The organism is Streptomyces sp. NPDC059582, from assembly GCF_042735715.1.
In the GTDB taxonomy this organism is placed as follows: domain Bacteria; phylum Actinomycetota; class Actinomycetes; order Streptomycetales; family Streptomycetaceae; genus Streptomyces.
This window is the reverse complement of record NZ_JBHWCC010000029.1, coordinates 34,436-46,745: the sequence shown is the minus strand read 5'-3', so window position 1 is coordinate 46,745 and position 12,310 is coordinate 34,436. Positions and strand designations below refer to the sequence as shown.

Annotated in this window: 16 protein-coding genes; 10 read left to right on the top strand and 6 right to left on the bottom strand. The window is 73.1% G+C overall.

The genetic code is table 11. From position 1 onward, the window contains the following. Positions 1-38: 38 nt before the first annotated feature. Together ACFV0T_RS24020 and ACFV0T_RS24015 are read left to right on the top strand one after the other, a co-directional pair. Entirely contained in the window at positions 39-260 is a 222-nt protein-coding gene (locus ACFV0T_RS24020; RefSeq protein ID WP_004002281.1) for a helix-turn-helix domain-containing protein, read from the top strand. A 128-nt stretch (positions 261-388) separates the two neighbouring features. Then, the gene (locus tag ACFV0T_RS24015; protein WP_385782631.1) at positions 389-1,192 is read left to right on the top strand and encodes an enoyl-CoA hydratase/isomerase family protein; all 804 of its coding nucleotides are present in this window, start codon (positions 389-391) and stop codon (positions 1,190-1,192) included. Positions 1,193-1,345: 153 nt separating this feature from the next. Here the strand turns inward: ACFV0T_RS24015 and ACFV0T_RS24010 are convergent, their stop codons facing one another. After that, the gene (locus ACFV0T_RS24010; protein WP_385782628.1) at positions 1,346-2,140 is read right to left on the bottom strand and encodes a nucleopolyhedrovirus P10 family protein; all 795 of its coding nucleotides are present in this window, start codon (positions 2,138-2,140) and stop codon (positions 1,346-1,348) included. A 109-nt stretch (positions 2,141-2,249) separates the two neighbouring features. Between ACFV0T_RS24010 and ACFV0T_RS24005 the strand changes: the two genes are divergently transcribed. From ACFV0T_RS24005 to amaP, 5 genes are read left to right on the top strand one after another with little or no spacing between them, the layout of a single operon-like run. Next, on the top strand, positions 2,250-2,729 hold the full coding sequence (locus tag ACFV0T_RS24005) for an Asp23/Gls24 family envelope stress response protein (RefSeq protein ID WP_385782809.1): 480 nt from the start codon (positions 2,250-2,252) through the stop codon (positions 2,727-2,729). Between the two features lie 28 nt (positions 2,730-2,757). Then, the gene (locus tag ACFV0T_RS24000; protein WP_385782625.1) at positions 2,758-2,943 is read left to right on the top strand and encodes a hypothetical protein; all 186 of its coding nucleotides are present in this window, start codon (positions 2,758-2,760) and stop codon (positions 2,941-2,943) included. Then, a complete protein-coding gene (locus ACFV0T_RS23995; protein WP_385782622.1) occupies positions 2,940-3,323 on the top strand; it encodes an Asp23/Gls24 family envelope stress response protein in 384 nt (127 codons plus the stop codon). Before ACFV0T_RS24000 ends, ACFV0T_RS23995 begins: the two co-directional genes overlap by 4 nt. After that, on the top strand, positions 3,320-4,012 hold the full coding sequence (locus ACFV0T_RS23990; RefSeq protein WP_385782619.1) for a DUF6286 domain-containing protein: 693 nt from the start codon (positions 3,320-3,322) through the stop codon (positions 4,010-4,012). Before ACFV0T_RS23995 ends, ACFV0T_RS23990 begins: the two co-directional genes overlap by 4 nt. After that, positions 4,009-4,596, top strand: a complete 588-nt coding sequence (amaP, locus tag ACFV0T_RS23985) for an alkaline shock response membrane anchor protein AmaP (RefSeq protein ID WP_385782616.1) — start codon at positions 4,009-4,011, stop codon at positions 4,594-4,596. The genes ACFV0T_RS23990 and amaP overlap by 4 nt, the downstream gene beginning before the upstream one ends. 82 nt (positions 4,597-4,678) lie before the next feature. Here amaP and ACFV0T_RS23980 read toward each other — a convergent pair whose 3' ends face one another. From ACFV0T_RS23980 to ACFV0T_RS23960, 5 genes are all read right to left on the bottom strand, one after another. Beyond that, positions 4,679-5,434 carry an SDR family oxidoreductase gene (locus tag ACFV0T_RS23980; RefSeq protein ID WP_385782613.1) on the bottom strand — a complete coding sequence of 252 codons (756 nt, stop codon included), beginning with the start codon at positions 5,432-5,434 and terminating at the stop codon, positions 4,679-4,681. Positions 5,435-5,438: 4 nt separating this feature from the next. Beyond that, positions 5,439-7,226, bottom strand: coding sequence for a glycoside hydrolase family 15 protein (locus ACFV0T_RS23975; RefSeq protein ID WP_385782611.1), 1,788 nt, complete (start codon positions 7,224-7,226; stop codon positions 5,439-5,441). Positions 7,227-7,455: 229 nt separating this feature from the next. Further along, on the bottom strand, positions 7,456-8,247 hold the full coding sequence (locus ACFV0T_RS23970; RefSeq protein ID WP_385782608.1) for an SURF1 family protein: 792 nt from the start codon (positions 8,245-8,247) through the stop codon (positions 7,456-7,458). Between the two features lie 49 nt (positions 8,248-8,296). After that, a complete protein-coding gene (locus ACFV0T_RS23965; protein ID WP_385782605.1) occupies positions 8,297-8,530 on the bottom strand; it encodes a hypothetical protein in 234 nt (77 codons plus the stop codon). Positions 8,531-8,674: 144 nt separating this feature from the next. Continuing rightward, positions 8,675-9,670 (bottom strand): DEDDh family exonuclease, encoded by a 996-nt coding sequence (locus tag ACFV0T_RS23960; RefSeq protein ID WP_385782602.1) that lies wholly within the window; start codon positions 9,668-9,670, stop codon positions 8,675-8,677. A 254-nt stretch (positions 9,671-9,924) separates the two neighbouring features. Here ACFV0T_RS23960 and ACFV0T_RS23955 point away from each other — a divergent pair, with 254 nt between their 5' ends. The 3 genes from ACFV0T_RS23955 (at position 9,925) to ACFV0T_RS23945 (ending at position 12,283) form a co-directional block, all read left to right on the top strand. After that, a complete protein-coding gene (locus ACFV0T_RS23955) occupies positions 9,925-10,635 on the top strand; it encodes a VIT family protein (protein WP_385782599.1) in 711 nt (236 codons plus the stop codon). Between the two features lie 113 nt (positions 10,636-10,748). Continuing rightward, a complete protein-coding gene (locus ACFV0T_RS23950) occupies positions 10,749-11,621 on the top strand; it encodes a sterol desaturase family protein (protein ID WP_385782596.1) in 873 nt (290 codons plus the stop codon). Next, positions 11,618-12,283 (top strand): lysoplasmalogenase, encoded by a 666-nt coding sequence (locus ACFV0T_RS23945; RefSeq protein WP_385782594.1) that lies wholly within the window; start codon positions 11,618-11,620, stop codon positions 12,281-12,283. The genes ACFV0T_RS23950 and ACFV0T_RS23945 overlap by 4 nt, the downstream gene beginning before the upstream one ends. Positions 12,284-12,310 lie beyond the last annotated feature (27 nt).

The window sequence follows — 12,310 nt, the reverse complement described above, 5'->3', positions numbered from 1 at the left end:
TGAGGGGACCAGAGCGCACTTCCCATGAGGAGGCACGGGTGGCCGAGACTCTGAAGAAGGGCAGCCGGGTAACCGGCGCCGCGCGCGACAAGCTCGCGGCAGACCTGAAGAAGAAGTACGACTCCGGTGCGAGCATCCGGGCGCTGGCCGAGGAGACCGGCCGCTCGTATGGCTTCGTCCACCGGATGCTCAGCGAGTCGGGCGTCACGCTTCGTGGGCGTGGTGGGGCGACAAGGGGCAAGAAGGCTGCTTCGTCCTGACCCGGGCGGCCCATCGGCTTCGATGGTGGCCACCCGGTCGGTCGGCTGATCGACCGGGTGGTTACTGTGCAGTCACTTAGCTGCCGTACCACGGCATCCAGGATGACCGCACTCATCGGAGGCGCCCCATGGCTTCGCCCGACCAGGAACTCGTTCCCCTGCTCGACAAGGACGGCGTACGGCTCACCGTGGACGACGCGATCGCCACGGTGACGCTGGTCAATCCGGCCAAGCGCAACGCGCAGAGCCCCGCCATGTGGCGCGCGCTCGCCGAAGCCGGGCGACTGCTGCCGGGCACCGTCCGTGTCGTCGTGCTGCGCGGTGAGGGCAAGTCCTTCTCCGCCGGTCTCGACCGGCAGATGTTCACGCCGGAGGGCATCGAGGGCGAGCCGTCCTTCGTCGACCTCGCGCGTGGCGACGACACCGAACTCGACGCCGCAATCGCCGGGTTCCAGGAGGGCTTCACCTGGTGGCGGCGCAACGACATCGTGTCCATCGCCGTCGTGCAGGGACACGCCATCGGTGCGGGCTTCCAGCTCGCGCTCGCCTGTGACGTGCGCGTCGTCGCCGACGACGTGCAGTTCGCCATGCGCGAGACCGGCCTGGGGCTCGTCCCGGACCTGACGGGCACGCACCCGCTGGTGTCGCTGGTCGGCTACGGCCGTGCGGTCGAGATCTGCCTCACCGGCCGGTTCGTCCTGGCCGAGGAGGCCGTCAGCTCCGGCCTCGCGAACCTCTCGGTCCCGGTGGCGGACCTCGACGCGACGGTGCGGGACCTGATCGGGCCGATCCTCGCCGCGCCCCGGGACGCGGTGATCGAGACCAAGGCCTTGCTGCGCGGCGCCGCGGACCGTACGTACGACGAGCAGCGTGCCGCGGAGCGTGCCGCCCAGGCCCGCCGCCTGCGGGACCTGGCGGGCGTCGGCGAGTAGGCCTCGGCGTCGGCGAGTGCCCCCTGCCCGGGATTCGGCGAGTGAGTCTCGGCGTCGCCGGTGATCCTCGGACTCGGCGAGTGTCCCTCGCCGGGATTCGGTGAGTCGGGCTCGGGTGCGGGTGGGTGAGGACCGGGTTTCGGCGAGCGCGCCTCAGCCGACCGCGGTCACCACCACCGCCACCGCCGGGTGATCCGGCAGCACACCGCCCACCGCCACGCGCACCGCGCGCGCCACGTCCAGCGCCCGGTGCTCCATCCGTACGGCGATCTCCACGCGCGCGTGGCGGCGTGGCGGCGCGGCCTCGCCCTGCCGTTCCCCGAGGGCGAGGTGTACCGGCCGGCCGCCGAGCACGGCGGTCAGCCGGTCCACTCCCGCGAGGGACAGCACGGCCGCGGCGGCCCGCGCCTCCTCGGGGCCGGCCTCCGCGCCGGACGCCCACGGCTCCCGCGCGGGCTCCGGCGATGTCTCGGGCTCCTCGTCCGGCGGACCCGTGTCCAGCAGGCCCGTCACCCGCAGGTCCACCTCGGTGACCGTCAGACCGAGGCCCTCCGTCGCCGCCGAGGCCAGCGCCGCCCGCAGCAGGGAGGCCGTGCCCGGCAGCGGCACGGACGCCGTCGCCGCGAAGTCCGCCGAGACGCGCAGCGGACCAGGCGGCAGCGCACTCGGCGGCGGTACGACTGCCTCGCTCACGTCGTTCACGTCGTTCACGTCGTTCACGTCGTCCGCCTCGTCCGCCTCGTCCGCCCGATCCGCCTCCGCCGGGTCCGCCGGCGCGATCCGGAGCGCACCGAGGCTCACCCCCGGCACGCCGCGCGCCGAGCGCCGTAGCACGGCCTCGGCCGCCCGTTCCGTGATCCACGCGCCGTCGGCCCGGCCGCCCAGCGGCAGCAGCCTGCCCAGCCCCAGCCGATCCCGTACCGCCCGCGCCAACCGGTCCGCCGTCATTGCTCCAGCCTGCCCCATCACCAGGGCGGGAGCGGGCGACCGCACTTACCGTGGGGGAAGGACTACGACCGGAGACGACCGGAAGGGACGTGCGGCGATGACCGACGACATGACGGAGCCGAACCGGACGCAGTACCCCGAGGGTGTGACGGAGCCGTCGGTCCAGACCCGCAAGGCCACCCGGCGTGGCGGCGGAGACCCGGCCACCCGGGGGCGTACCACCATCGCCGACGGGGTCGTGGAGAAGATCGCCGGGCTGGCGGCGCGTGACGTGCTCGGCGTGCACGCGATGGGCAGCGGCCTGAGCCGCACCTTCGGCGCCGTGCGGGACCGGGTGCCCGGCGGGGCGAAGTCCGTGACCCGCGGGGTCAAGGCCGAGGTCGGCGAACTCCAGACCGCGCTGGACCTGGAGATCGTCGTCGACTACGGCGTGTCGATCGCCGACGTGGCGAAGGCCGTACGGGAGAACGTCATCGCGGCGGTGGAGCGCATGACGAGCCTGGAGGTCGTCGAGGTCAACATCGCCGTCAGCGACGTCAAACTGCCCGAGGAAGAGGACGACGAGGAGCCGGAGCCCCGGATCCAGTGAACCGGAAGCCCGAGCCGAGGAGCACCGTATGAGCATGGCCGTGGTCGGCATGATCGCCGGGATGGCGCTGGGGTTCGCCGGATACTTCGGCGGGTTCGGCGCGTTCCTGCTGGTGGCGGCGCTGGGCGCGATCGGGTTCGTCGTCGGCCGGTTGCTGGAGGGGGACCTGGATCTCGGCGACTTCTTCCGTCCGCGCGACGACCGGCGGCGGTGACATCCGTGAACGACGGTCTCGCCGAGGGCGGCGGACGCCTGGCCGTCGTCCCGCCGGGCGAACGCGGCGCGACCCGGATCGCCGACCGGGTCGTGGCCAAGACGGCCGCCCAGGCGGCCCGAGAGGCCGTCGGACCGCTGCCCGCGGACGCCGTGCCCGCGCACGCCACCGTGATCGTCCACCACGACACCGCCCGCATCCGCGTCCATCTGGAACTCGGCTATCCCTGCGACATCGGCGCCCGCTGCCGCGAGGTGCGTCGACATGTCGTCGAGCGGGTAGGCGCGTTGGTGGGAATGGAGGTGCCGGAAGTCGCCGTCCACGTGGAACGGCTGCACCCGACCCCGGCACCGGGCGCGGCACAGGGGAGGACGCGATGAGCGAGCCCCAGGGCTCCGAGGGCACCACACGACGACTGCCGGTCATCGAGAGAGACGACACCGGCACCGGCACCGGACTGGGCCGGTCCGCCTCGGCGGCGGCCTACGATCCCCCGCCCCCGCTGTCCGACCGCGCGGACGACGGCCCGGGGCACCGCTTCTGGTCCGCCCGCCGGATCCCCGCGGCCGTGGTCGCCGTACTGCTGCTGGTCGTCACGGCCGCCTTCCTCTACGACATCGCCGCCGTGCGCGCCCACCGGCCCGGTACACACTGGCGCCGGGCGCTGGCCCGGCAGCTCGCCGAGCGGCCGCTCGACGACCCCTGGGTGCTGGTCGGAGCCGGCGTCGCCGCCGCCCTCGGCCTCTGGCTGCTGCTGCTGGCCGCCACCCCCGGCCTGCGCGCGGTCCTGCCGATGCGACGCACCCGTCCCGACGTACGGGCGGGACTGCACCGGGACGCGGCGGCGCTGGTCCTGCGCGACCGGGCCATGGAGGTCGCGGGCGTGCAGTCGGTACGGGTGCGGGCGCACCGCCGGTGGGCCGACGTCCGGGCGGTCTCGCACTTCCGTGAACTGGACGACGTCCGCGCGGACCTCGACACCGTGCTCGCCGACGCGATCAGGGGCCTGGGGCTCGCCCGGCCGCCCGCGCTGTCGGTGCGGGTACGGCGACCGGGACGGAAGGGGTGAGTACGGTGCTCAGGACCGTCAACCGGATGCTGATCGGAGTCGTCGGCCTCGTCCTGGTGCTGCTCGGCGGCTCGGTGCTCGCCGTCGGCCTGGGCGCTCCGCCGCCCTCCTGGTGGATCCACCACGGCCCCCACGACGTACTGCTGACCGCGGCCGAACGGACCCGCTGGCGGGACCACGGCTGGTGGTGGCCGACCGTTCTCGCCGTCCTCGCCGTCCTCGTCCTGCTCGCCCTGTGGTGGCTGGTCGCGGTGTTCCGCCGCCGTCGGCTCGCCGAGGTCCTCGTCGACACCGGCGACGGCGAAGGGGCACTGCTGCGGGGGCGGGCGCTGGAAGGGGTGCTGGGCAGCGAGGCGGGGAACCTGGACGGCGTCCAGCACGCCCAGGTGCTGCTGACGGGCCGGCGGAGTGCGCCCGCGGCCCGTGTGCGCCTCCTGCTGGAGCCGCACGTGGACCCGGGAACCGTTCTGGACCACCTCACCGCCGAGGCCCTCACCCACGCGCGCAACTCCGCGGGGCTCGCGGCGCTCCCGGCCGAGGTACGTCTGCGCGCGGCCAGGCATCGTGCGGAACGGGTGAGCTGAGCGAGGCCGGGGGCGCGGGGCCGCGTCACTGTGCGGCTCCGCGCCCCCGACACGACCGTCCGTCCCAGGACCGCCTGCGGGCTCAGAACCCGTGCAGGGCCCCGCCGTCCACCGGCACCATGATCCCCGTCAGGTAGGACGCGGCCGGGGACAGCAGGAACGCCGCCGTCCGCCCGAACTCCTCCGGCGTCCCGTACCGACGCAGCGGGATGCGGGACTCGTTCGCCGCCCGGGTCGCCGCCGGATCCGCCGAGTACCCGTCCAGCTCGCGTACGCGGTCCGTGTCGATGCGGGCCGGCAGCAGCCCGAGCACGCGGATGCCGCGCGGCCCCAGCTCGTCGGCGAGGGACTTGGCGAAGCCGGCCAGGCCGGGCCGCAGCCCGTTGGAGATGGTCAGTGCCGGGATCGGCTCGTACACCGAGCCGGACAGCACGAACCCGATGACGCCGCCGGACCCGAGCTCCGCGGCCGCCGCGCGGGCGAGCCGTACCGCACCCAGGAACACCGACTCGAACGACGTGCGCCACTGCTCGTCCGTGGTGTCGGCGACGAAGCCCGGCGGCGGCCCGCCGACGCTGACCAGGATGCCGTCGAAGCCGCCGAAGTGCTCGCGGGCGGCGGCGATGAGCCGGACGGGCGCGTCCTCCTCGGCGTTGTCGACAGCCAACCCGACCGCGTTCGGCCCCAGTTCGGCCGCCGCGTCGGCGACCCGCTTCTCGTCCCGTCCCGTGACGACCACCTTCGCGCCGTCGGCCACGAGCTCGCGCGCGACGGCGTTGCCCAGGCCTCGCGTGGCTCCGGTGACGACGTACACCCGGTCCTTCAGTCCAAGATCCATGCCCCTATCCTGCTACGTCGCCCCCGGACAGGGCGAGTGCCGTGTTCACCAGGCCGATGTGGCTGAACGCCTGCGGGAAGTTGCCGAGCTGGCGTCCGCTCTCCGGGTCGTACTCCTCGGCCAGCAGTCCCACATCGTTCGTGAGGCTCACCAGCCGCTCGAAGAGCACCCGGGCCTCCTGGGTACGGCCCGTCAGGTGCAGCGCGTCCGCCAGCCAGAACGAGCAGGCCAGGAAGACGCCTTCACCGCCCGGGAGTCCGTCGACGGGCGTGTCCTCGGTGTCGTAGCGGCGCACGAAGCCGCCGTGGCCCAGCTCCTCGCGTACCGCGTCCACCGTGCCGACCACACGTGGGTCGTCGGGCGGCAGGAAGCCGACGCGCGGGATGAGCAGCAGGGCCGCGTCGAGTTCGCGCGAGCCGTAGTACTGCGTGAAGGTGTTGCGTTCCGGGTCGTAGCCCTGTTCGCACACCTCCTGGTGGACCTCGTCGCGCAGTGCGCGCCAGGCCTTGAGGTCGCCGGGCAGCTCCGGGTGCTCCTCCAGGGTGCGCACCGCCCGGTCGGCGGCCACCCACACCATCACCTTCGAGTGCACGAAGTGGCGGCGGCCGCCGCGCACCTCCCACAGCCCCTCGTCCGGCTGCCGCCACGCCGAGTCCAGGTACTGCATCAGGGCGCCCTGCATCGACCACATGTGCGGCTTGGCGGACAGACCCGAACTACGTGCCAGGTACAGCGAATCCATGACCTCGCCGTAGACGTCCAGCTGGAGCTGGTTCACGGCGGCGTTGCCGATCCGTACGGGTGCCGAGTCGGTGTACCCGGTGAGCCAGGGCAGCTCGCACTCCGGCAGGCGCCGCTCACCGGCCAGGCCGTACATGATCTGGAGCTCCGCCGGGTCGCCCGCGACCGCGCGCAGCAGCCAGTTCCGCCAGGCCTCGGCCTCCTTGTGGTAGCCCGCCGACAGCAGGGCGCCCAGGGTGAGGGTGGAGTCGCGCAGCCAGCAGTAGCGGTAGTCCCAGTTGCGCACCCCGCCCAGCTGCTCCGGCAGCGAGGTGGTGGCCGCGGCGACGATGCCGCCGGTGGGGGCGTAGCTGAGGGCCTTGAGGGTGATCAGGGAGCGCACGACGGCGTCCCGGTAGGGGCCGTCGTAGGTGCAGTGACTCACCCACTTCCGCCAGTCGACGACACTGCTGCTCAGTGCCTCGTACGGGTCGACCAGCGCCGGGCGCGGCTCGTGCGAGGGGTGCCAGGTGAGGACGAACGCGACCCGCTCGCCCTCGGCGACGGTGAACTCCGAGTGCGTGCCGAAGTCCTCGCCCCAGGTGCGCACCGAGGGTTCGCTGCGCAGCCAGACCGAGTCCGGGCCGGCGACGGCGACCCGGTGGCCGTCGGATCTGCGCATCCACGGGATGATCGAGCCGTAGTCGAAGCGGAGCCGGACGGTGCTCCGTACGGTGACCCGGCCGCTGACGCCCTCCACGATGCGTACCAGGTCGGGTGCCAGTTCCCGCTGGGGCATCAGGTCGGTGACGCGGATCGTGCCCTCGTCCGTGTCCCACTCGGTGTCGAGGACGAGGGTGTCGGGGCGGTAGGCGCGGCGGGTACAGGGGCCCTGCGCGCCCATGGGGGCGATCCGCCAGTGGCCGTTGTCCTCGCTGCCCAGCAGCTTGGCGAAGCAGGCCGCCGAGTCGAAGCGTGGGAAGCACAGCCAGTCGACGGAGCCGTCCAGGCCGACCAGGGCTGCGGTCTGTTCGTCGCCGATGAGGGCGTAGTCCTCGATACGGGGGTACACGGAATTCCCGGTTCCCGGTGGACCGGCGGGGCAATCAGCGCATGCGGCCGGGTGGGTTAGGGGCCGTCCCGCCGGACCGGCCGTGGAGTTGCCCCATGTCGGCCCCGGAGCGGACCCGGAGCGGACCCGGGACGGCCATGGATCGGCCCCGGGCGGACCCTGGAGCGCGGTCGGACGGGCCCTCGCGGGCCCGGAGCCCTGGGTCGGCCGGGGAGCGGCCAGCCCGGTCCTACACCGTGGCCGGCTCGGTCCGCGCCCCGGCTTCTCCCGCCTCGGCCTCCGTCCGGTCGCGCAGCTCACGCCGGACCAGGACCCACCAGCCCACCGGGACGCCCGCCGCGAACAGCCACCACTGGATCATGTAGGCGTAGTTCAGCGGGGCGTCCTCCTTGCCCGGGTCGGAGATCTGCTCCGGGGTGCCGTCCTTCGCCTCGGGCGCTGTCTGCTGGATGTAGCCGCCGAGCACCTGGGCGCCGAGCCGCTGTCCCTGCTCCGCACTGTTGATCAGCATGATCTGCCGGTCGGGCAGCCCCTTGATGTCCTTGATGCCGCTCGCCGCGGTCGTCTCGTCGGGCATCAGCCGGCCGGTGACGGTGGTCCGGCCGGCGGGCGGCGCCGGGATCTTCGGGAAGGCGGTCTGTGCTCCGTTCGCGGGGATCCAGCCCCGGTTGACCAGCAGCACCTTGCCGTCCGTCAGGACGAACGGGGTGAGGACGTGGAAACCGACCTCGTCGTCCGAGCTCACGCGGCGCCGGACGACGACCTGCCGGGAGGTGTCGAACGTGCCCGTCGCGGTGACGGTGCGGTACCGGTCGGTGCTGGTCACGGCCTGCCCGGGGGAGGCGAGCCGCTCCACCGGGACCGGCTCGGCGTTCAGGGCGTCGGAGACCAGCTGGTTGCGGGCGCTGCGCATCTCGTACCGGTGCATCTGCCAGATGCCCAGCTCGATCATCGTCGGGATGAGCGCGATCGCGACGAGGGTGACGATCACCCACTGCCGGGACAAGAGGAAGCGGTACACCCCACGACCGTACAACTCGGTCGCGGAGTGCACTCGGCCGGGTACCGGGTCACACCCGGTCGACGATCCCCGCCCTCCCCTCGGCGCGCGCGCAGTGGGCGCCGCAGTACCAGTGGCCCTCGACCTCGACGCCCTGGCCGATGATCTGCACCCGGCAGTGCTCGCAGATGGGGGCCATACGGTGGATCGCGCAGGAGAAGCAGTCGAAGACATGGACCGCGCCCTGCGCGTGCACCTCGAAGGTCATGCCGTAGTCATTGCCGCAAACTTCACAATTCGCCATGCGGCACAGGGTGAGCCGTCGCCGCCCGGCCGGGCGGGCGGACGCGGGCGAGTCGTGCGGCAATCACCCGTCCGTACGGGTCGGTCTCCGGCGGGCTCCACATCGTGCCGGGTCACCCTCCGGCGGCCTCCACATCGTGCCGGGTCACCCTCCGGCGGCCTCCACGTCGCGCAGCAGCTGTCCGAACGCGGCCTCGTCGACGACCGGCGTGCCGTACTGCCGCGCCTTGACCGCCTTCGACGTGCCCGAGTCGGGGTCGTTGGTCACCAGCAGGCTGGTCAGCCGGGAGAGGCTGGTGGCGACATGGAGTCCGGCGTCCGTCGCGCGGTCCTCCAGCAGCTCGCGGTCGGTCGACGTGTCACCCGAGAAGGCGATCCGCATGCCCTGCTTGAGCGGTTTGCCGTCTTCGTACCGGCCTGGGTTGGGATAGGGGCATGCGGGCCTTTTGCGTGACGGGCGCCAACTGCCCTGTGCGTAGCCGCCGTACCCGCCGCCGCCCGCCTGTCGGCCGATCCGGGGCGCGGGGCGGTCCTGCCACTCGGTCAGCGGCCTGCACTCGTGCAGCGGCAGCCGTACGCCGCCCGCGGCCGCGGCCCGCAGGCTGGGCCGGAACGTCTCCGCCAGCACGCGCGCGTCGTCCAGCGCGTGGTGCGCCCGCTGCTGCACGACGCCGAAATGGGCCGCCAGCGACTCCAGCTTGTGGTTGGGCAGCGGCAGGCCCAGCTCCTTGGAGAGCGCGATGGTGCACAGCCGCTGGCGCACCGGCGCCTCGCGCTGCGCGCGCGCGTACTCGCGGGCGATCATCTGCCAGTCGAAGACGGCGTTGTGCGCGACGAGCACCCGGTCCGCCAGGCGGGCCGCGAACTCCTCGGCGATGTCCGGGAAGAGCGGCGCCCCTTCGAGCACATCGCTCGTCAGGCCGTGGATCCACACCGGGCCCGGGTCCCGCTCCGGGTTGACCAGCGTGTACCAGTGGTCCTCGACCTCGCCGCGCGCGTCCAGCCGGTACACGGCCGCGGAGATTATCCGGTCGTCCCGGGCCAGGCCCGTGGTCTCCACGTCAACGACCGCGTATCCCTGGGGATACGCGGTCGGCCACGATGTGGGGAACGACGCTGCGGTCGTGCGGTCTTCGAGCATGGTCATTGAGGATACGGGCCCGCACCGACAGCGCGGCGCACATGCCCCGACGGCGGCGCGCGGGCTACGGACGCCGGGCGCGAAGGAGGCGACGAGCGGGGCGAGTTCCTCGTCGGCCGCGGACGCGGTGCGCACGCGAGGGGCACATGGCCCGTGCGGCGGGGACACACGCCACACGCGCGGGGTGAGCGTCAGGACGGGCCCGGGGAGCGTCGGTACGGGTCCGGTGGTGGCCAGGATGGGATCCTCGCCGGGTGACCCAACCGACGCACGACGAGGCCCACGGCGGCGCCCTGGGAGCACGGCTCAACTGGCTGCGCGCCGCGGTCCTCGGGGCCAACGACGGCATCGTGTCCACCGCGGGGCTCGTCGTCGGCGTGGCCGGCGCGACGCAGGACCGCGCGGCGCTGCTGACGGCGGGTCTGGCCGGGCTGCTCGCCGGGTCGCTGTCGATGGCGGCGGGGGAGTACGTGTCGGTGTCGACGCAACGGGACTCCGAGAAGGCGGCGCTGGCCGTGGAGAGCCGGGAGCTGAAGGACCGGCCCGAGGCCGAGCTGGCGGAACTCGCCGGGCTGCTCCAGGCGCGCGGGCTGTCCCGGGAGGTGGCCCGGGAGGCGGCGCGGCAGCTGTCGCGGCAGGACGCGCTGAGGGCCCACGCGCGCGTGGAGCTCGGCATCGACCCGGACGAGCTCGCCGAGCCGTGGCACGCGGCGTGGGCGAGCTTCGCGGCGTTCACGGTGGGCGCGCTGCTGCCGCTGCTGGCCATCGTCCTGCCCCCGGTGGACTGGCGGCTGCCGGTCACGGTGGGCTCCGTCCTGGCCGCCCTGGTCCTCACCGGCTGGAGCAGCGCCCGGCTGGGCGCCGCTCCAGCCGGGCGCGCGGTGCTGCGGAACGCGGCGGGCGGAGTGGTGGCCATGGGAGTCACGTACGCGGTCGGGACGCTGCTGGGCGCGGCCGGAGCGTGACGCGGCGGGGCGGCCCGCGGCGGAGATCGCCGACGGCCAGGCGCACACCGACGGCGATACTTGTCGGTAACAACCCCTAGCCCGTGGACGACCAGCGGTTCTACGGTGCCTGCATGCCGAACCTGCCCGATGTCGTGCTGTGGTCCATACCCGCCTTCGTGCTGCTCACCGTGGTCGAGGTGATCAGCGTCCGCATCCATCCCGACGAGGACACGGCGGGATACGAGACCAAGGACGCCGCGACCAGTGTCGGCATGGGGCTCGGGAGCCTCTTCTTCGACTTCGTCTGGAAGATCCCGATCGTCGCCCTCTACACGGCGATCTACGAGCTGACCCCGCTGCGCGTGCCGATCCTGTGGTGGACGATCCTGCTGATGCTGCTCGCGCAGGACTTCTTCTACTACTGGTCCCACCGCGGGCACCACGTCATCCGCATCCTGTGGGCGTGTCACGTCGTCCATCACTCCAGCAGGAAGTTCAACCTCACCACGGCCCTGCGCCAGCCCTGGACCTCCCTGACCGCGTGGCCGTTCTACGTCCCCCTCGTCGCCGCCGGTGTGCACCCGGCCGCGCTCGCGTTCTGCTCCTCCGTGAACCTCGTCTACCAGTTCTGGATCCACACCGAGCGGATCGACAGGATGCCCCGCTGGTTCGAGTTCACCTTCAACACGCCGTCCCACCACCGGGTGCACCACGCCTCCCAGGGCGGCTACCTCGACCGCAACTTCGGCGGCATCCTGATCCTCTGGGACCGGCTGTTCGGGTCGTTCGTGGCGGAGACAGAGCGCCCGGTGTACGGGCTGACCAAGAACATCGGCACGTTCAACCCGCTGAGGGTCGCCACCCACGAGTACGTCGCCATCGCCAAGGACCTGAAGGCGGCGCACAGTTGGCGCGAACGTGCCGGGCGGGTGTTCCTGGGACCGGGCTGGCAGCCGACGCCTCCCGCGGCCGCCGCGCCCGTCGCGGAGACCACCGCCGCGTGAGAGCGCCCCGCCTCCTCCTCGGCGCCTTCGCCATAGCCGCCGTCGCCGACCTGGGCTTCCTCCTGGCCGGTTCGGACACCGGGCACACGGTCGCCAAGCCGCTGCTGATGCCGCTCCTCGCCGGCTACGCGGCCCTGCGCGGCGCACCCCGGCTCCTCGTCGCCGCCCTGCTCTTCGGCTGGGGCGGCGACACCCTGCTCCTGTCCGACGCCGACCCCGCCTTCCTGGCCGGGATGGCCTCCTTCGCCGCCGGACACGTCTGCTACCTGGCCCTGTTCCGCACGGTCGGCACCCCACGCGCGCGTGCCGGACTCCTGCTGCCCTGCTACGCCGTCGTGCTCCTCGCCACCGTCGCCCTGCTCTGGCCCGACCTGCCCGCGGACCTGCGTGTTCCCGTGGCCGTCTACAGCACCCTGCTCACGGCCATGGCGTACGCGGCGGGCGCCCGGCTCGGCCTCGTCGCCGGACTCGGCGGCGCGCTGTTCATGGCCTCGGACACCCTCATCGCGACCGGAATCGCCGACCGGCCGCAACTGCCCGGACCCGACTTCTGGATCATGCTCACGTACGCCGCCGCGCAGTTCCTGCTGGTCCGGGGCACCCTCGACGAGCGGCGGGCGCCCACCGCGGCGTACCGTGAAGTGCGCTCGACCACCCCCTGAGCGCACCCGCACCGCACACCGCACGAG